At 66.1% G+C, this 18,573-nt stretch carries 14 protein-coding genes; 12 read left to right on the top strand and 2 right to left on the bottom strand.

Annotation, left to right across the window (positions count from 1 at the left end; translation table 11 throughout):
- Positions 1–4: 4 nt before the first annotated feature.
- The 4 genes from ABIC09_RS15380 to ABIC09_RS15365 are packed head-to-tail and all read left to right on the top strand — an operon-like array spanning position 5 to position 3,197.
- A complete protein-coding gene (locus ABIC09_RS15380; protein WP_354109767.1) occupies positions 5–301 on the top strand; it encodes a (2Fe-2S)-binding protein in 297 nt (98 codons plus the stop codon).
- Positions 298–1,716, top strand: a complete 1,419-nt coding sequence (locus tag ABIC09_RS15375) for an FAD-dependent oxidoreductase (protein WP_354032333.1) — start codon at positions 298–300, stop codon at positions 1,714–1,716. Before ABIC09_RS15380 ends, ABIC09_RS15375 begins: the two co-directional genes overlap by 4 nt.
- Positions 1,713–2,834, top strand: coding sequence for an NAD(P)/FAD-dependent oxidoreductase (locus ABIC09_RS15370; RefSeq protein ID WP_354082259.1), 1,122 nt, complete (start codon positions 1,713–1,715; stop codon positions 2,832–2,834). Before ABIC09_RS15375 ends, ABIC09_RS15370 begins: the two co-directional genes overlap by 4 nt.
- Before the next feature lie 15 nt (positions 2,835–2,849).
- Complete coding sequence (locus tag ABIC09_RS15365; protein WP_354032331.1) at positions 2,850–3,197, top strand: RidA family protein; 348 nt, start codon at positions 2,850–2,852, stop codon at positions 3,195–3,197.
- 5 nt (positions 3,198–3,202) lie between these two features.
- Here the strand turns inward: ABIC09_RS15365 and ABIC09_RS15360 are convergent, their stop codons facing one another.
- Entirely contained in the window at positions 3,203–4,120 is a 918-nt protein-coding gene (locus ABIC09_RS15360) for a LysR family transcriptional regulator (RefSeq protein ID WP_148754036.1), read from the bottom strand.
- A gap of 128 nt (positions 4,121–4,248) precedes the next feature.
- Here ABIC09_RS15360 and ABIC09_RS15355 point away from each other — a divergent pair, with 128 nt between their 5' ends.
- The 4 genes from ABIC09_RS15355 (at position 4,249) to ABIC09_RS15340 (ending at position 9,107) form a co-directional block, all read left to right on the top strand.
- Complete coding sequence (locus tag ABIC09_RS15355; RefSeq protein ID WP_354109766.1) at positions 4,249–5,607, top strand: MFS transporter; 1,359 nt, start codon at positions 4,249–4,251, stop codon at positions 5,605–5,607.
- A complete protein-coding gene (locus tag ABIC09_RS15350) occupies positions 5,604–6,104 on the top strand; it encodes a GAF domain-containing protein (RefSeq protein ID WP_354032329.1) in 501 nt (166 codons plus the stop codon). The genes ABIC09_RS15355 and ABIC09_RS15350 overlap by 4 nt, the downstream gene beginning before the upstream one ends.
- A 12-nt stretch (positions 6,105–6,116) precedes the next feature.
- Positions 6,117–7,364, top strand: a complete 1,248-nt coding sequence (locus ABIC09_RS15345; RefSeq protein ID WP_354109765.1) for a metal-dependent hydrolase family protein — start codon at positions 6,117–6,119, stop codon at positions 7,362–7,364.
- Positions 7,365–7,493: 129 nt separating this feature from the next.
- Positions 7,494–9,107, top strand: a complete 1,614-nt coding sequence (locus tag ABIC09_RS15340) for an ABC-F family ATP-binding cassette domain-containing protein (RefSeq protein ID WP_354109764.1) — start codon at positions 7,494–7,496, stop codon at positions 9,105–9,107.
- A 251-nt stretch (positions 9,108–9,358) separates the two neighbouring features.
- On the opposite strand, the gene ABIC09_RS15335 is transcribed toward ABIC09_RS15340, so the two are convergent.
- On the bottom strand, positions 9,359–10,687 hold the full coding sequence (locus tag ABIC09_RS15335; RefSeq protein WP_354109763.1) for a dicarboxylate/amino acid:cation symporter: 1,329 nt from the start codon (positions 10,685–10,687) through the stop codon (positions 9,359–9,361).
- A 124-nt stretch (positions 10,688–10,811) separates the two neighbouring features.
- Between ABIC09_RS15335 and ABIC09_RS15330 the strand changes: the two genes are divergently transcribed.
- The 4 genes from ABIC09_RS15330 to ABIC09_RS15315 all read left to right on the top strand — a co-directional run bounded on the left by ABIC09_RS15330 (position 10,812) and on the right by ABIC09_RS15315 (position 18,558).
- The gene (locus tag ABIC09_RS15330) at positions 10,812–12,131 is read left to right on the top strand and encodes a solute carrier family 23 protein (RefSeq protein ID WP_354109762.1); all 1,320 of its coding nucleotides are present in this window, start codon (positions 10,812–10,814) and stop codon (positions 12,129–12,131) included.
- A gap of 76 nt (positions 12,132–12,207) precedes the next feature.
- Complete coding sequence (locus tag ABIC09_RS15325; protein ID WP_354109761.1) at positions 12,208–13,059, top strand: SDR family oxidoreductase; 852 nt, start codon at positions 12,208–12,210, stop codon at positions 13,057–13,059.
- A gap of 239 nt (positions 13,060–13,298) precedes the next feature.
- The gene (locus tag ABIC09_RS15320; protein ID WP_354109760.1) at positions 13,299–14,399 is read left to right on the top strand and encodes a hypothetical protein; all 1,101 of its coding nucleotides are present in this window, start codon (positions 13,299–13,301) and stop codon (positions 14,397–14,399) included.
- 190 nt (positions 14,400–14,589) lie between these two features.
- Positions 14,590–18,558 carry an autotransporter domain-containing protein gene (locus tag ABIC09_RS15315; protein WP_354109759.1) on the top strand — a complete coding sequence of 1,323 codons (3,969 nt, stop codon included), beginning with the start codon at positions 14,590–14,592 and terminating at the stop codon, positions 18,556–18,558.
- Positions 18,559–18,573: the final 15 nt, after the last annotated feature.

The following is an 18,573-nucleotide window of genomic DNA, read 5'->3' as shown; positions in this document are numbered from 1 at the left end:
TCCCATGTTTAGACGATCCGAACAGGACAAGCGCCCACAAGTGCAGATCTTCGTCGACGGCGTTGCCGTCGCTGCACGCCAGGGCGACACCGTCTCCGCCGCGCTGCTGGCATCCGGCCAGGACGCGCGACGTTCCACGGCAGTGAGCGGCGCGGCGCGTCTGCCCTATTGCATGATGGGCGTGTGCTTCGACTGCCTCGTCACCATCGACGGCGTCGGTAATCGCCAAGGCTGCCTCGTGCCCGTCGCCGAGGGCATGCAGATCGAAATCCAGAAGGGCAAGCGGGAGATCGGAAGATGACTGTGGCTCCCAAGCGCGAAGATTATGACGTCGTGGTGATCGGCGCCGGGCCAGCGGGCCTCGCGGCCGCCGCGACATCCGCCGAAGCGGGCCTGTCGACGCTGCTGCTCGACGAGAACATCGGTCCCGGCGGCCAGGTGTTTCGTGCCATCTCCTCGACGCCGGTGACCGAGCGCAGCCAGCTTGGTGCCGACTATTGGGTCGGTGCCGATCTCGTGCAGTCGCTCCGCGCGAGTAGCGCCGAGGTCATCCACCGTGCCACGGTCTGGAGCCTCGACCGCAACCTCGACATCGCGGTCTCGATCGGGGGCGCCTCGGCTTTCGTCAAGGCGAAGCGTGTCATCCTCGCGACCGGCGCGCTGGAGCGGCCATTTCCGATTCCCGGCTGGACATTGCCGGGCGTGATGACGGCAGGCGCCGCGCAGACGATGCTGAAATCGTCGGCGCTGGTGCCTGATGGCCGCACCGTGATCGCGGGGCAGGGGCCGCTGCTCTGGCTGCTTGCCGCGCAGATATTGCGCCTCGGCGGCCGCATCGACCGCATCCTCGACACGACCGGGCGCGCCAACTACCTCGCCGCGCTCCCGCACGCCTTCGCCTTCCTGACCTCGCCCTATTTTGCCAAGGGCCTGTCGATGATGCGCGAGGTGAGAGCGAAAGTGCAGGTCGTCTCCGGCGTCACTGAGCTTGCTGGCGCGGGTGACGGCCAGCTCGCGGGCGTCAGCTATATCGCCGGTGGCAAGCGCGAGACCATCCCTGCGGATCTCCTGCTGTTGCATCAGGGCGTCGTGCCCAACGTCAACCTTGCGATGTCCGCAGACGTTAAGCATCGCTGGGACGATTTGCAGCTGTGCTGGTCGCCCGTGCTCGACGCCAGCGGCAATTCGTCGGTCGCTGGAATCGCGATCGCCGGTGACGGCGCCGGCATCGGCGGCGCGAATGCTGCCGTGGTGCGCGGTCGCATCGCGGCGCGCGCGGCGGTGGAAGCACTGACGCCCGCCGCTGCTGCGAAGCTTCCCGCGATGGCCACGCTCCGCGCCGATCTCGCCAGGGCCGAGCGCGGCCGCGTCTTCCTCGACACGCTGTTCCGCCCGTCGCTGCAGTTCCGCATTCCCTCGGGTGACACCATCGTCTGCCGATGCGAAGAGGTCACCGCAAAGGACGTTCTCGATTCCGTTGCGATCGGCGCGACCGGGCCGAACCAGCTCAAGGCCTATCGCCGCACCGGCATGGGCCCGTGCCAGGGCCGGCTCTGCGGCCTCACCGTCACCGAGCTGATGGCGCAGGCGCGTGGCAAGAGCCCGCAGGAGATCGGCTATTACCGGCTGCGCGCGCCGGTGAAGCCGATCACGCTCGCCGAGCTCGCCGCCGTTCCGAAGGGCGAGGACGACGTCAAGGCGGTGGTGCGCGGATGACCCAAAACGTGGATGCGATCGTCGTCGGCGGCGGCATCCATGGATGCTCGACGACGCTGCATCTGTGCCTTGCCGGCTTGAAGCCGCTGCTGATTGAGAAGGACTATGCCGGCCGCCACGCCTCCGGCGTCAACGCAGGCGGCGTGCGTCAGCTCGCGCGGCACATCCCCGAGATCCCGCTCTCGATCCGCTCGATGGGGATCTGGGAGAAGATTACTGACCTACTCGACGATGATTGCAGCTTTGAGAGCTACGGCCAGGTCCTGGTAGCCGAGAACGAGGAGGAGCTCGCCGTCTGCCGCGCGCGCGTCGCCGAGCTCAACGCACTCGGCTTTACCCACGAAGAGCTGATCGACGCGACCGAGCTGCGGCGGCTGGTGCCGGCTGTCGCCGAAACCTGCCCCGGCGGCGTGGTTTCGCGCCGTGACGGCGCGGCCAATCCGGCGCAGACGACGACGGCATTCCGTCGCAAGGCCGAGCAGCTCGGCGCGACCGTGCGCGAGGGCGTAGCCGCCAGCAACATCCGCTACAGCGACGGTCTCTGGCATGTCGATGTCGGCCCTGAAACCTTTGCTGCGCCGGTCCTCGTCAACGCCGCCGGCGCCTGGGCCGGCAAGATCGCGGCTGCGCTTGGCGAGCCGGTGCCGGTCGAGACCGTGGCGCCGATGCTGATGATCACCTCGCGCGTGCCGCATTTCATCGACCCCGTCGTGATCCTGCGCGGGCGAAAGCTCTCCTTCAAGCAATTCTCCAACGGCACCGTGCTGATCGGCGGCGGCCATCTGGCCACGCCCTATCAGGACCGCAACGAGACGGTGCTGGACTGGAAGAGCCTCGCGACCAGTGCGCGCACCGTGTTCGAGCTGTTCCCGGTGATGCGCAGCGCCACCATCGTCCGTGCCTGGGCCGGCATCGAGGCGAAGATGAAGGACGACATTCCCGTGCTCGGGCCGAGCAGCCGCCATAAGGGCCTCTATCACCAATTCGGCTTCTCGCTGCACGGTTTCCAGCTCGGCCCCGGCGCCGGCGCCGTGATGGCGGAGCTGATCGTCAATGGTGGCACCCAGACCCGAATCGGCGAGCTCGGCATCGACCGCTTCCATGCCTCCACGCTCTAGGAACAAGAGGACATCATGAGCATCACCCGCAGCATCCGCACGCCCATCATGCACCGCGCCGTCGAAGCCAACGGCTTCGTCTTCGTCGGCGGCACCATTGCCGACGACACCTCGGTCTCGATGGGCGACCAGACCCGCAACATCCTCGGCAAGATCGCCGGCTATCTGAAGGAGGCCGGCACCGACCAGACCCGAATCGTCAGCGCCTCGATCTTCGTCACGGATCTCTCCAGGAAAAAGGAGATGGATGCGGCCTGGACCGAGTTCTTCGGCGACAATCTGCCGGCCCGCGCCACCGTCGGCGTCGCCGATCTCGGCGGCGGCGCGCTGATCGAGGTGGTGGTCACCGCCCTCAAGGGCTGATCCGGTCAGTCAGATTGGGCAAACATCCCGACCAGAGTCTCGCGCAGCCAGCGTTGCGCGGGGACGGTATCGTTACGCTGGTGCCAGAATAGGCTGACGATGCGCGGCGGCGCCTGGAGCGGAAGCGGCATCGCATGCAGGAACGGCGCGTGGCGCGACTGCGAGCGGAGATCGCGCGGCAGCACCGCAACGAGATCGGACTGCCGCACGATCTCGTAGGCAGCGCTGTAATGATTGACGGTCGCGACCAGATTGCGCGACAGCCCGCGCGAGGCGAGAAAGAGGTCGTAGGACGGCAGCGTCTTTCCGGCGAGGCTCACATCGACGTGCCCCGCGTTGAGGAAGGCGCGCGTGCTCAGCCGTTTTCCGGCGGCGAGCGGATGATCGCGCCGCATGAAGCAGGCATAGTCGACGGTCCAAAGTGAGCGTGAGCGAATGGCGGCCGGCTGCTGCGCCTCGTTGACATAGACGCTCAACACGCAGTCCACCCGGTTGTCCTCGAGCTGGTCGGCGATCTCGATGACGGTGTTGGGAACGGTATGGACGCGTGCCTTCGGCGCGATCTCGCCAAGATGGTTCACGAGCTTCGGCATGACCAGCGAGGCCACGTAATCCGACATCGACAGGCTGAACTCGATCTGCGCGCGGCCGGGATCGAACACCCGCTCGTCGAGCGCGCCGCGCATGCTTTCGAGCGCCTCGCCGATCGGCTCCCACAGCGCCACGGCGCGCTGGGTAGGACTGATCCCGGTGCCTGACCGCACGAACAGAGGATCGCCGAGCGCGTCGCGCAGACGCGCGAGCGCGTTGCTGACGGCCGGCTGCGTCATCGTCAGCGCGTTGGCCGCGCGCGTGACGCTGCCCTCGGTCATCAGGGCCTCGAACACTTTCAGGAGGTTGAGGTCGAGCGCGCGGAACGACACGGGCGGATATTCACCATGGTGATATATTAGATCATGATTATAAATTATGACGATAATGTCACCTTGTCTATGGTTCCCTCCCGAACGACACGCGGCGCGCCGGGGCCGTCAGATCGAGGGGGACTTTCATGTCGATGATATCGGCGCGCATCGAGCGCCTTCCGTTCGCGCGCTTCCACACGCATCTCCTGCTGATGGGCGGGCTCGGCTACACGTTCGACGCGATGGATGCGGCGGTGCTCGCCTTCATCCTGCCGGTGCTGCGCACGGCCTGGAATTTGTCGAGCGTCCAGATCGGTGTGCTCGGCAGCAGCACCTATATCGGCTTTCTGTTCGGAGCATTGCTCGCCGGCACGCTCGGCGATTTGATCGGTCGCCGCGCGGTGATGATGTCGGCGCTGGCGCTTTACTGTGCGGCGTCCATCGCCAGCGCGATGGTGGATAGCTGGCCGTCCTTCTTCGCAGCCCGCGTTGTCGCCGGCATGGGCACCGGCGCGGAGAGTGCGATCATTGCACCCTATCTCGCCGAATTCGTGGCGCGGCGTTACCGCGGCAGCTTTACCGGCGCGCTGGCCGGCTTCTTCTCCTTTGGGTTCGTCGCCGCGGCCTTGCTCGGTTACTTCATCGTGCCCGCCTATGATAACGGCTGGCGCATCGTACTGGTGATCACGGCGGTGCCGGTCGTCATGCTGCTGTGGTGGCGGAAGGCCTTGCCGGAATCGCCGCGCTGGCTCGAAAGCCGGGGACGGGAGAAGGAAGCCGAAATCGTCCTCGACAGGATCGAGGCACGCTTTGCGCGCGAAGGCCTTGTCCTGCCGCCGCCGGTCGTCGAAGCCACAACACCGACCGGTACGGGTGGAACGCTGCTGGCCAATTTCGCAGCGCTTCTGGCGGCCCGCCAGGCGCGCATCACCATCATGACCTGGATCATGTGGCTCGCGATCACCTTCAGCTATTATTCCTTCTTCGTCTGGATCCCCGGCCTTCTGGTCCAGAACGGCATGAGCATCACCAAGAGCTTCGCCTATTCGATCGCGATCTATTGCGCGCAGATTCCCGGCTATTTCAGCGCCGCGTATTTCAACGAGCGCATCGGGCGGCAGGCAACGATCGCGACGTACATGGTGCTCGGCGGCGCCAGCGCACTCGGCCTCGCCTTCGCGCAGAGCGACCAGCAGATCATGGCCGCGGGAATCTTGCTGTCGTTCTTCATGAACGGCACCTATGCCGGCGTCTATGCCTACACGGCCGAGGTGTTCCCGACGGCGGTCAGAACCACCGGTGCCGGGCTTGCTTCCGCGATCGGCCGCATCGGTGCGATCGTCTCGCCGATCCTGGTCGGCTACCTCTATCCCAATTTCGGCTTTGCCGGCGTGTTCGGCGTTACCACCACCGTGCTGCTGCTGGGGGCGGTCACCGTCGTGCTGATGGGCGTACCGACGCGCGGCCGGTCGCTGGAAGAGATCGCGGCGGGCGAGGTTGCATGACGCGGATCAAACCAAAGGCTGATCCCTGGCTCTGCGCCGTCGCGGCAGCGCAGAGCAGCGTGGACCAGCCGAATGCGTTGTTCGCAGCGCTCGACCAGGCCGTGAAGTCGGCGATCGGGCACAAGCTGTTCACGATCCTGGCATACGACGACGCCAGCGGCGAAGCGGCGCGGGTCTATTCCAATCTTCCCGGACCCTATCCCGCGGGCGGACGCAAGCGCCTGGCGCCGGGTCCATGGACCGAGGCCGTGCTCGACCGCGGCGAGGCCTATATCGGCCGTACGCAGGACGATTTGCGCAACGTATTTTCCGACCACGAGCTGATCACCTCGCTTGGCTGCGCCAGCGTGCTCAACATGCCCGTGCGCTGGCGCGGACGCACGCTCGGCTCGCTCAATCTGCTGCACGAGGCGGGCTGGTATGACGAGGACGACGTCGCCGCCTGTCTCCCGTTTGCCCAGCTCACATTGCCGGCACTGCTTGCGCAGGCGCCCTGACAGGAAACCACCATGCCCAGCATCCTCTTCAAGAATGCCGCTCTGCTCGACCCGCTCCAGGCGGAGTTGCTGAGCCGTCATGACGTACTGGTCGAGAACGATCTGGTCAGGGAGGTCTCGGATCGGCCGATCAAGGTCGCCGCCGATCGAACCATCGATCTGAAGGGCAAGACGCTGATGCCCGGCCTGATCGATCTTCACGTGCACACCATCGCGATCGAGCTCAACCTGGCGCAGCAGGTCCACATTCCCAACGTGCTGGTGACGCTACGCTCGACGCTTCTGTTGCGCGGCATGCTGCGGCGAGGCTTTACGACCGTCCGTGATGCCGGCGGCGCCGGCCACGCGATGAAGCAGGCGATCGAGACCGGCCTGACCGACGGTCCGCGGCTGTTCGTGTCCGGCCGAGCGCTGAGCCAGACAGGCGGCCACGGCGACATGCGGGCGCGTTCGGACTACCTCGCCAGCGACGCGGTCTGTCCCTGCTGCGTGCGCGTCGGCGCGCTGGCGCGTGTTGCCGACGGTGTCGACGGCGTGCGCAAGGCGGTGCGCGAAGAGCTCCAGATGGGTGCCGACCAGATCAAGATCATGGCGTCCGGCGGCGTTGCTTCTCCGACCGATCCGGTCGGCGCCTTCGGCTACTCCGAGGACGAGATCCGCGCCATCGTCGAGGAGGCGCGAGGCCGGCAGACTTATGTGCTCGCCCATGCCTATACCGCCGCGGCAATCGCGCGCGCGGTCCGCTGCGGCGTGCGCACCATCGAGCACGGCAATCTCGTCGACGAGCCGACCGCGCGCCTGATGGCCGAGAAGGACGCGTATGTGGTGCCGACGCTCGTGACCTATGAAGCCCTTGCCAATGAGGGCGCGCAGTACGGTCTGCCGCCGGAGAGCGTCGCCAAGATCGCCGACGTCCGCGACGCCGGCCTGCGCTCGCTCGAGATCTATCGCAAGGCCGGGGTGAAGATGGGCTATGGCAGCGATCTGCTTGGACCGTCGCAGCGCCTCCAGAGCGATGAATTTCGCATCCGCGCCGAAATTCAGGGCGCACGCGAGGTCATCGCCAGCGCGACATTGGTCGGCGCCGAGGTGCTCGGCATGGAAGGCAAGCTCGGCCGGATCGTGCCCGAAGCTCTCGCGGATCTGCTGGTGGTCGACGGCAACCCGTTGCGCGACGTGACGTGCCTGCTCGGTCAGGGCGAGCGCATTCCGCTGGTGATGAAGGCGGGCAAGGTCCAGTTCGACAGGCTGGCCGCCTAGCGGGTCTCGCCGAGGACAAGGCTTGATCTTGGCGCGGCGGCATTATCAGCGGGCACCCAACAAGGATATTCGCAGCCATGGATATTACCCCGACCGCAACGCCGATCCGCTTTGCTCACGGGGAATTCCATGCCTGCTTCAATCATCCTGTCGCGCCTGTCGCTGGCCACGCCTGACGGCCGCTCGCTTCTCTCCAACATCGATCTGACCTTCGGCACTGAGCGAGCCGGGCTCGTCGGCCGCAATGGCGTCGGCAAGACAACTCTTTTCGCCGCGATTGCGGACGAGCACGTTCCGCAGTCGGGGCGTGTGATCGCAAACGGAACCGTCGGGCTTCTGCGCCAGGACGCCCAGCTCCGCGCGGGCGCGACGGTCGTTGACCTCTTCGGCGCGCGCGATGCCCTGGACCTGCTGCGCCGTGCCGAGCGTGGCGAAGCATCGGCCGAGGATGTCGCCGAAATCGACTGGACTCTCGAGACGCGGCTCGCATCCGCCCTTGCTCGCGTCGGGTTCGATATCGCGCCCGACACGGAATTGGACCGCTTGTCGGGCGGGCAGGTCACGCGGGTTCGTCTCGCGGCGCTGCTTTTCACCGGGCCGGACTTCCTGCTGCTGGACGAGCCCACCAACAATCTCGATCGGGACGGGCGCCGTGCCGTGATCGATCTCCTGGCGGCCTGGCGCGGCGGCGCGATCGTGGTCAGCCACGACCGGGCGCTGCTCGAGACGATGGACGCTATCGTCGAGCTGACCTCGCTCGGAGCAACGCGCTATGGCGGCAATTGGAGCAGCTATCGCGCGCAGAAGTCCGTCGAGCTCGCCGCCGTCCGGCACGACCTCGCGCATGCCGAGAAGCACCTGTCCGAGATCGACGGCAAGGCGCAGGAGGCGGCCGAGCGGAAAGCGCGCAAGGACAGCGGTGGCAAGAGGAAGCGCGCCAAGGGCGACATGCCGCGTATTCTCGCTGGTGCACGTCGGGATCGCAGCGAGGACAGCGGTGGCAAGACTGCGCAGATCACTGAACGGCGGCGCGCGGAAGCGCTCGATGCAGTCGACACCGCGCGCCGGCGCATCGAGGTCCTTCAGCCGCTGTCCGTAAAGCTGCCCTCGACGCAGCTGCCGGCGGGGAGCGAGGTGGTCTGGCTCGATCGCGTCAGTGCTGGCTATCAGCCGGAGCGACCGGTCTTGCGTAATCTATCGCTCACCATTGTTGGGCCGGAGCGTGTCGCGATTGTCGGGCCGAACGGCTCCGGCAAGACGACGCTGTTGAAGCTCATTGCTGGCGAGATGCGCCCCGTCTCGGGCACCGTGCGGGTCAGGCCTGACTTCGCGCTGTTCGACCAGAAGGTCAGCCTGCTCGATCCCGCGATCTCGATCCTCGACAATTTCGGGCGCCTCAATCCAAGGGCCGGCGCGAATGAGTGCCATGCTGCGCTGGCGCGCTTCATGTTTCGCGCCGATGCCGCCCTGCAGATCGTCGGCAGCCTGAGCGGCGGCCAGCTGTTTCGCGCGGGGCTCGCCTGCGTGCTGGGTGGATCGAGGCCGCCGTCACTGCTGATCCTGGACGAGCCGACCAATCATCTGGACCTCGAGTCCATCGAAGCCGTCGAAGCCGGCTTGAGGGCCTATGACGGCGCGCTGCTCGTCGTCAGCCATGACGAGGCGTTCCTGCAGGCCATCGGCGTCACGCGCCGGGTCGATCTTGCCACCTCGCGGCAATTGTTCGGCGCGGTAGAGCAATGATACCGACCCGCGGCTGATTATCCTTCGCGGGAAAAGGGCAGTTGCGTGCCAATGGCGGATCATCTGATCCCGCCCGATCGTCCGGATAAATTCTCAAAAACCCGACGCTCTGCCCCCAGCGCGTCGGGTGGAATGAATGAGTATCAATCGGTGATCCCAATGCCGTTGTTGTGACGCTTGCTGCACCAATTGACCACTCCGGGAAACTACCGCATCGGAACCAGGCTGCGACTGCCTGTTCCTCGCGGCGTCTAAGCGCTGCCGCCAGGCTCCAGCGCTTCGCCCATCTCCAGCGGATGCGCCATCGCCTCGTGCAGCGCGTCGCGGTCGAGCTCTCCTTCCGAGATGCTGATGACGACGCAGGCGACGCCGTTGCCGATGAGGTTGGTCAGCGCGCGGCACTCACTCATGAACTTGTCGATGCCGACCAGGATCGCGATCGACTGGATCGGAATGTCGGGCACGATCGAGAGCGTCGCGGCGAGCGTGATGAAGCCGGCGCCGGTCACGCCCGATGCGCCCTTCGAGGTGATCATGGCGATGCCCAAGATGCCGAGCTCCTGCCAGATCGTCAGATGGGTGTTGGTCGCCTGCGCGAGGAACAGCGTCGCCAGCGTCATGTAGATGTTGGTGCCGTCGAGGTTGAAGCTGTAGCCGGTCGGAATCACGAGGCCGACCACCGAGCGCGAGGCGCCGAGATGTTCCATCTTCTGGATCATCTGCGGCAGCACCGTCTCCGACGACGAGGTGCCGAGTACGATCAGCAATTCGTCCTTGATATAGGCGATGAAGCGCAGGATCGAGAAGCCAGAGAGCCGCGCGATCGAGCCCAGCACGATCAGCACGAACAGGATGCTGGTGAGATAGAACGTGCCGATCAGGGCGGCGAGGTTGAGCAGCGAGCCGAGGCCGTAGGCCCCGACGGTGAACGCCATCGCGCCGAATGCGCCGATCGGCGCCACGCGCACGATGATGCGGATGATGCCGAAGAACATCTTTGCGGCCTTGTCGATCGCCTCCGCGATCGGCTCGCCGGTCTTGCCGAGGAAGGCGATGGCGAAGCCGGAGAGGATCGAGACCAGCAGCACCTGCAACAGGTCGCCGCGCGCGATTGCGCCGACATAGCTGTCGGGGATGATCGCCATCAGATGGGCGACGATGCCCTCCTCCTTGGCTTTGGTGACGTAGGTCGCGACCGACTTCGGGTCGATCGTGGCGGGATCGATGTTGAAGCCGTGCCCGGGCTGGAGAATCTCGCCGACCAGGAGGCCGATGGCGAGCGCGACGGTTGAGACGGTCTCGAAATAGATCAGCGATTTCAGTCCGACCCGGCCGACGCGCTTGAGGTCGCCCATCGAGGAGATGCCGTGCACCACGGTGCAGAAGATCACCGGCGCGATCATCATCTTGATCAGCGCAATGAAGCCGTCGCCGAGCGGCTTCAGCGCCTTGCCGAGGTCCGGGTAGAAATAGCCGATCAGCACGCCGAGCGCGATCGCGATCAGGACCTGGATGTAAAGGATCTTGTACCAGGGTTGATACCGACGATGAACGGCTGGCTGGATCGCGACTTGTGTCATATTATTCGGTCCGGAACGCCTTGATCTTGCATGATTTACATCATGTGATGTCCGCCGCATAAGCAACAATCACATTTTTGTCGGATCGCACGAACATCAATCGCTGCACCGCAAACGGGGGAACATGTCGAACGCAACGGGCTCGCACGAGCAGGCGCATAGCTATTTTCCGCGTTGGAAGCTGAAGGCCTCTGGCGTGATCATGCCGGAGGAGCGGCTGCCATGGGGCCAGACCATCGTCTCCGGTCTCCAGCATTGCGTTGCAATGTCGGGGTCGACGATCATCGCACCGCTGCTGATGGGGTTCGATCCCAACGTTGCGGTCCTGTTCTCCGGCGTCGGCACGCTGATCTTCTTCGTCATCGTCGCGGGCCGCGTGCCGAGCTATCTCGGCTCGAGCTTCGCGTTCATCGCCGTCGTCATCGCCGCCACCGGCTATGCCGGGCACGGGCCGAACCCGAACCTGTCGGTTGCGCTCGGCGGCATCGTCGGCGCCGGTGTGTTGTACGGCGTGATCGCGCTGATCGTGATGTGGTCGGGCATCGGTTGGGTCGAGCGCCTGATGCCGCCGGCCGTCACCGGCGCCGTGGTCGCCGCGATCGGCCTCAACCTCGCGCCCGTGGCCGTCAAGGCGGTGAGCGCCAACGCGTTCGAGACCTGGATCGGACTCGCGACCGTTCTGATCATCGGCGTGGTCGCCGTTGCGGCTCCCGGCCTGTGGCGCCGTCTGCCGATCATCCTCGGCGCAATCGGCGGATATCTGTTGTATCTGCTGTTCGCGAACGGCCTCGGCTTCGGCAAGCCGATCGACTTCACGCAGCTCGCGGCTGCGCCGTGGTTCGGCCTGCCGAACTTCACGACGCCCACTTTCCACGCCGATGCGATTGTCCTGATCGCGCCGGTCGCAATCATTCTCGTCGCCGAGAATCTCGGTCACATCAAGGCCGTCGGCGCCATGACCGGCCGCAGCCTCGATGGCTATCTCGGCCGCGCTTTGTTTGCCGACAGCCTCGCGACGATCGTCGCCGCTTGCGGCGGCGGCACTGGCGTAACCACCTATGCCGAGAACATCGGCGTCATGGCCGCGACGAAGGTCTATTCGACCCTGTTGTTTGCCTTCGCCGCGACCGTGTCGCTGCTGCTCGGCTTCTCGCCGAAATTCGGTGCGCTGATCCTGTCGATCCCCGGTCCTGTTATCGGCGGCCTTTCGATCGTGCTGTTCGGTTTGATCGCGGCGATGGCGGGCCGGATCTGGGTCGAGAACAAGGTCGATTTCGCGAACCCTGCGAACCTGATCACCGTCGCCGTGGCGCTGACCGCAGGTGCAGGCGACCTCACGCTGAAATTCGGCGCGTTCACCATTGGCGGAATCGGCACCGCCACCTTCGGCGCGATCATTCTCTACCAGATCCTGACCTCTCCGATCGCACGCCGCGCGGAATGAATCGCAGGGATGCGCTAGTGGATGGAACAAAACACCGGTTCCGTCCATGATGAGGCATCCCGGAGAAAGAAAGCTCATGCCACAGACCGATCTCTCGACGACCGATCTCTCAACCATTTTTCCCTCACGCCTCGTTGGCCGATATGCCCTGGTGACCGGTGCCTCCCAGGGCATCGGCCGCGCCGTTGCTATCAGGCTCGCCCAGGAAGGGGCGACCGTTGCCATCAATTATGTCGATCACCCCGACAAGGCGGAGGAGACGCTTGCGCTCGCAAGGACGGGATCTGGCGATCGCGGTCACGGCAAGCTCGACCATGTCATCGTCAAGGCCGACGTCAGCAACGACAAGGAGGTGGCTGCGATGTTCGAGACGATCCTGGCGCGCTGGAAGCGCCTCGACTGTCTCGTCAACAATGCCGGCTTCCAGCGCGAATCGCCGAGCGAGGCGCTCGACATCGAAACCTATCGCCGCATCATCGATGTCAATCTCAATGGCGCCGTGCTCTGCGCGCAGAAGGCGCTGGCGCATTTCGTCGCGCGCGGCGCTGGCGGCAGCATCATCAACTGCTCCAGCGTCCACCAGATCGTCCCGAAGCCGGGCTATCTCGCTTATTCGATCAGCAAGGGCGGCATGGCCAATCTGACCCGCACGCTGGCGCTGGAATTCGCCGGACGCGGCATCCGCGTCAACGCGGTCGGTCCCGGCGCGATCGACACGCCGATCAACGCGGCCTGGACCGGCGAGGCCGACAAGCGAACCAACGTCGCGAGCCACATCCCACTCGGGCGCGTCGGAGCCCCAGAAGAGATCGCCGCCGTATTTGCCTTCCTCGCATCGGACGATGCGAGCTACATCACCGGCCAGACCATCTATGCCTGCGGTGGCTTGACGCTGTTCCCCGAGTTCCGGGAGAACTGGGCGAGCTAGCCCAAACATCGCGATGCAATCCAGCAACAGTCGGAAAAAACCGGGCCGTCGGCGTTGCATGCACAGGCGAATTCAACCGAACGGTTGATGTCCGGCCCGTCGTCTTGACCCACGTTCGCGGCGGCCGTAGCCGGCCAACGATCGGGATAGACCCGGACCTCTGGACCTGAGAGCGCAAATGCTTCGTGCGATCCCTAACGCGATGTTTTGTTTGATCGATGTTTTGTTTGATCAGAGCCTTGGCTGCAGCCGTGGTGCTCGCCATGTTCGTCTTGACGCTTGATCTGGCGCCCGCCGCCGCGCAAGGGGTCTGCGGCGCGGCGGTAACAGGCACTGCGCTCGGTTCTGCGCCTGGCGCCGGCGCCGTCGCTTGTGGCGGCCAAGCGACCGGTAACGGCAGCGTGGCGATCGGCCAAAGTCAGGCAGCGGGTACCGCCAGCACGGCAGTCGGTGGGGCCAGCAAGGCGGACGGAACGGGCGTGACGGCAAGCGGGTTCGGCAGCACGGCGTCTGGAGTCTACAGCACGGCGACCGGTATCGAAAGCCTAGCAGCCGCTGACTACAGCACGTCGACCGGCGGCTACAGCGCCGCGGCGGGCGTCGGCAGCACCGCGATGGGCGGCGGCGAGTTCATTGGTGGCGTTGAAACGGGTGCCTCCGCGTCCGGGAATTATAGCGTCGCGATCGGAGGTGGCGGCGACGGAGCCGCCGGCGTAGGCGCACATTCCAACGGCGACAAATCGATCGCGATCGGCCTGACTAGCGTTGCGACGGGGGCATCTGCCACCGCGATCGGGAGCGGAGCCAGCGCCAGCACAACAAACGCCCTCGCCCTGGGCAACGCGGTGACGGCAAGCGGCGGCAATTCCTTCGCGGCCGGCAACAACTCCCACGCCACCGGGGCGAGCGCTGTCGCGATCGGCGATGGCGCAACCGCTGGCACGGGCGCCAATGCGATTGCGATCGGCACGGGCGCCGTCTCGACCGGATCGATCGCAGTCGGCGCAGATTCGGCCGCGGCGTTCGGCAACACAGCCGTGGGCGACGGCGCGAAGGCGAGTGCCGCCGCCGGCAGTTCTGCCTTCGGCAACGGCGCGACCGCGTCCGCGCTCAATGCGACCGCGATCGGTGCGGGAGCCTCGGCTGGTTTTACCAACTCCACCGCGGTCGGTGCCGGCGCAACGGCCACCGCCGCCAATCAGGTCGCGATCGGGACGGCGAGCAACACCTATCGCATGGCCGGCGTCGCATCCGCGGCGAGCCTCGCAGCGCAGAGCGAAGTATTCGAACGGGGATTCGCGTCTCCGTGCAACAGTGGGAATTGCCGTGCGTGCGAATAATGGAATCGAGACGAAATCCGGCGAACCGTCGTCGCGGCGTTGTCGCACCGCTAACCGGCAATATGGATCTCAAAGCGGTGGATCAGGCGCGGGGTTTCGGAACCTAGAGGATGACGACCTCCGCCACCGCACCCGTCCGCGCCGGATGTCTCGGGCCGGACTATTAGGCGGCACCGCCGTTATTCTTATCATGGCGATCGCGGTTGCGCCGGCACACGCAGATGGCGGTGCCGGCGGCACTAGTCCCCCCTTCAGTGGTGGCACAGGCGGCATCGATAGCGCAACGAGCACCGGCGGCGCTGGAGGCGATAACTTCCAAGGAGGCGGTGGCGGCGGCGCCGGAACCACTGGAGGCAAGGGCGGCACGTCGACGGCCAGCACTGTCTTCGGTGGCCCACCCGTATTGGGAGGAGCCGGAGGAGCTGCGGCAGGGGCGGCCGGCGCAGATGGTGCCTCCTACCCTGGTGGCGCCAACGGCGGCGGCGGCGGCGGCGGTGGCGGCGCCCACGGCTCTGTCCAGGCAGGAGTTCCAATCGGCAATGTCAGCGGTGGCGCCGGCGGCAGCGGAGGCAACGCGGATATCATCAACTCCCAAGACGGCGCCGGCGGCGGCGGGGCTGGCGGCTGGGGCGCGGTCGTCACTGGCGGCGGCAATCTCGGCACGCTCTCGTCAACCGTTACCGGCGGCGCGGGCGGTGGTGGGGGCGATGGCGGAAATGTTCGACAAAGCATTGGGGCGCAAGGCGGTTCCGGGGGCATCGGGCTCGCGCTCGCACCCGGAGCCGGCAGTGCCGCGCCTGCAATCACCATTGACGCGAATGCCATCGGTGGCGGTGGCGGCGGCGGTGGCTACACCCGGGGAGTAGGCGGTGCGGGCGGTAGCGGCGGCGCCGCCTTCAGCGCTGGACTAAACACGGTCGACGCCAATGTGACTATCATCGCGGGCAGGACCGTCGCTGGCGGTGCGGGCGGTAGTGGCGGCATCAGCTACGAGGCGGTGGCTGGCCCTGGTACGATCGGCAATCAGGGCCCTGCCGGTAACCCCGGCGGCAATGGCGGCACCGGCCTCAATGGTGATCCCACCGGCGTTGGCGGCGCAGGCGCCGCGGGCGGTCTTGGTGTCACGTTCATGGCTACCGCCACGTTGACCAACGCAGGCAGCATCATCGGCGGCAATGGTGGCAGCGGCGGTAGCACCCGCGGCGGTACCGGCGGCTACGGTGGCGACGGTGGCCAAGGCGGTCCTGGTGGCCCACCCGGCAAGGGTGGCAATGGCGGTGACGGCGGATTCGGCGGCTTCGGCGACGCTGGCGGCGCCGGGGGAACTGGCGGCATCGCTGTCATGTTCGCGGCGGCCGGCACGCTCTTCAACACCGGCACAATTACCGCTGGCGCCGGAGGCGGCGCCGGCCAGGCCGTGGGCGGCAACGGCGGCCTCGGCGGCATCGGTGGCTTCGACATCGGCGGCGGTGGTGGCATCGACGGCGCGGGGGGACAGGGCGGTATCGTCCGCGGCGGCAGCAACGGCGGCGATGGCGGCATTGCCGTCATGTTCGCGGCGACTGGCGCGCTGTCTAACACCGGCACCATTCTCGGTGGCGTTGGCGGCACCGGCGGCGACAGCATTGGCGGCTCCGGCGGCGCAAGTCAGGGTGAAGGCGGCGGCGACGGCGGCGACGGCAGCGCCGGCGGCAACGCCGGCAACGGTGGCATCGCCGTCATGTTCGCCGGGGCCGGCACACTCTCCAACACAGGAACCATTACCGCGGGTGCCGGCGGCAGCGGCGGCCAGAGCGCTGGCGGCGGCGGCGGCGCAGGCGGCGTCTTCAACAATAATGGTGAAAATGGCGGCAATGGCGGCAACGGCAGCAACGGCGGCACCGGCGGCAACGGTGGGACCGCTGTGATGTTCGCGGGGGCCGGCACACTCTCCAACATCGGGAGCATTATCGGCGGCGCAGGCGGCAACGGCGGCCAGAGCACGGGTGGCGGTGGCGGCTTTGGCGGTAGCGGCAACGGAAGCGTCGGCCAGAGCGGCATCGGCGGCGCTGGCGGCGGCGGCGGCAGCGGCGTGATGTTCGCAGGCGGCGGCGTGCTCGCCAACACCGGCAACATCACGGGCGGAGCTGGTGGCCTCGGCGGTATGGGCAGCAGTCTTGGCGCCGTTGGCCTCGGCGGTGCTGGCGTTTACGGCACCGACATCACCGTCATCAACAGCGGTTCGATCTCCGGCGGCCTCTCCGGCGATGGCGTGACGCGCGCCAACGCGGTCACCTTCACCAGCGGCGCCAACATCCTCGAACTCCGAGCAGGCTTCAGTTTCACTGGCAACGTCGTCGACCAGACCGGCAACGGCACCTTCCAACTCGGTGGCGGCACCGCCGCGAGTTTTGACATTTCGCAACTCGGCACGCCGCAATATCAGGGCTTTGCCTCCTTTGCCAAGGTTGGTGATTCCACCTGGACGCTGACCGGCACCAGCACCTTCGCCGGTCCCGTGAACGTCAACGCAGGCACCTTGTCGGTCGAGGGCAATCTGGCATCCGCTACGAGCCTTACCGTCAACACGGGCGGCGCACTCGACGGCACCGGCACCGTCGGCAATACGGTGATCGCAAGCGGCGGCAGCTTCGCACCAGGCAACGGCACGCCCGGTTCGTCGATGATGGTCATGGGTAATCTAGCGTTCCAGTCCGGCGCGATCTATCTGGTCGCGCTCAATTCGGCGACGGCGTCGTTCGCCAACGTCACCGGCGCGGCGACGCTCGGCGGCGCCTCCGTCAACGCCGCGTTCGCGGCGGGGCCGTTTGTAAATATATCAAAGACCTACACCATTTTGAGCGCCGGCAGCGTTAGCGGCACCTTCGGTTCGCAGGTCATCAGCAATCTGCCGTCCGGCTTCCAGGGTTCGCTGCGCTACGATCCGACGCATGCCTATCTCGACCTGGTGCTGAATTTCGTGCCGCCGTCCGGCAGCGGACTCAACCGCAATCAACAAAACATCGCCAACGCGTTGACCAATTCGTTCACCACCGCCGGCAGCATTCCCATGGCGTTTGGCGCGCTGACACCGACGGGCCTGACCCAAGCCTCCGGTGAGGTGGCGACCGGATCGCAGCAGACCACCTTCAATGCGATGAACCAGTTCATGGGCCTGATGACCGATCCCTTCATGAACCGCGGCGGCGGCACCGGCTCGGCGGGCGCCACCGGCTATGCTGAGGAAGCCGCCAGCGCCTATGCTGCGCGCAAAAAGAACACCGATGCGTTTGCGATGTTCACCAAGGCACCGCTCGCGCCCTCCTTCGAACAGCGCTGGAGCGTGTGGACCGCGGGCTATGGTGGATCGCAAACCACCGATGGCAATTTGGCACTCGGCTCCAACAACACCACCAGCAGCGTTTACGGCACTGCTGTAGGCGCCGACTATCTGTTCTCACCCAACACCGTCGCGGGTTTTGCGCTGGCCGGTGGCGGCACCAATTTCAGCGTCAACGGATCGGGCAGCGGCCGCTCGGATTTATTCCAGGCCGGTGCCTATGTCCGCCACACCGAAGGCGCGGCCTATATCACGGCCGCTTTGGCCTATGGCTGGCAGGACATCACCACCGATCGTATCGTCACCGCTGGCGGTTTCGGCCATCTGCGCGCCGAGTTCGATGCCAACGCCTACTCAGGTCGGGTCGAAAGCGGCTATCGCTTCGTGACGCCGTTGGCCGGCGGGATCGGGATCACACCGTATGCCGCGGGCCAGTTCACTACCTTCGACCTGCCGGCCTATGCCGAAAGCGTGCTGGCCGGCAGCGGCGCGTTCGCACTGGGCTATGGCGCCAGGAGCGTCACCGATGTCAGGAGCGAACTCGGCATCCGCACCGACAAATCCTACGCGCTCGCCGATGGCATTCTGACCCTGCGCAGCCGCTTTGGCTGGGCGCATGATTACGATCCCAGCCGTTCGGTGGCCGCCACCTTCCAGGCGTTGCCCGGCGCGAGCTTCGTCGTCAACGGTGCGGCACAGGCTTCCGACAGCGCACTGACCACTGCCTCAGCCGAACTGAAATGGCGCAACGGCTGGTCGGTGGCTGCGACCTTCGAGGGCGAGTTTTCGAAGGTGACCAACAGCTACGCCGGCAAGGGCGTGGTGCGATACGCTTGGTGATGGGGGGCCCGGAGC

The sequence above is a fragment of the Bradyrhizobium sp. S3.12.5 genome, assembly GCF_040548225.1.
GTDB classification, from domain to species: Bacteria; Pseudomonadota; Alphaproteobacteria; order Rhizobiales; family Xanthobacteraceae; genus Bradyrhizobium; species Bradyrhizobium cytisi.
The sequence above is the reverse complement of the archived record's forward strand: the minus strand, read 5'-3'. Positions and strand labels throughout refer to the sequence as shown.

Coding starts and splice junctions, on each gene's coding strand:
- ABIC09_RS15355 (WP_354109766.1), top strand. CDS start 4,249: ATGTCGATGATATCGGCGCGCATCGAGCGCCTTCCGTTCGCGCGCTTC.
- ABIC09_RS15315 (WP_354109759.1), top strand. CDS start 14,590: ATGGCGATCGCGGTTGCGCCGGCACACGCAGATGGCGGTGCCGGCGGC.
- ABIC09_RS15335 (WP_354109763.1), bottom strand. CDS start 10,687: ATGACACAAGTCGCGATCCAGCCAGCCGTTCATCGTCGGTATCAACCC.
- ABIC09_RS15345 (WP_354109765.1), top strand. CDS start 6,117: ATGCCCAGCATCCTCTTCAAGAATGCCGCTCTGCTCGACCCGCTCCAG.
- ABIC09_RS15330 (WP_354109762.1), top strand. CDS start 10,812: ATGTCGAACGCAACGGGCTCGCACGAGCAGGCGCATAGCTATTTTCCG.
- ABIC09_RS15350 (WP_354032329.1), top strand. CDS start 5,604: ATGACGCGGATCAAACCAAAGGCTGATCCCTGGCTCTGCGCCGTCGCG.
- ABIC09_RS15370 (WP_354082259.1), top strand. CDS start 1,713: ATGACCCAAAACGTGGATGCGATCGTCGTCGGCGGCGGCATCCATGGA.
- ABIC09_RS15375 (WP_354032333.1), top strand. CDS start 298: ATGACTGTGGCTCCCAAGCGCGAAGATTATGACGTCGTGGTGATCGGC.
- ABIC09_RS15325 (WP_354109761.1), top strand. CDS start 12,208: ATGCCACAGACCGATCTCTCGACGACCGATCTCTCAACCATTTTTCCC.
- ABIC09_RS15340 (WP_354109764.1), top strand. CDS start 7,494: ATGCCTGCTTCAATCATCCTGTCGCGCCTGTCGCTGGCCACGCCTGAC.
- ABIC09_RS15380 (WP_354109767.1), top strand. CDS start 5: ATGTTTAGACGATCCGAACAGGACAAGCGCCCACAAGTGCAGATCTTC.
- ABIC09_RS15365 (WP_354032331.1), top strand. CDS start 2,850: ATGAGCATCACCCGCAGCATCCGCACGCCCATCATGCACCGCGCCGTC.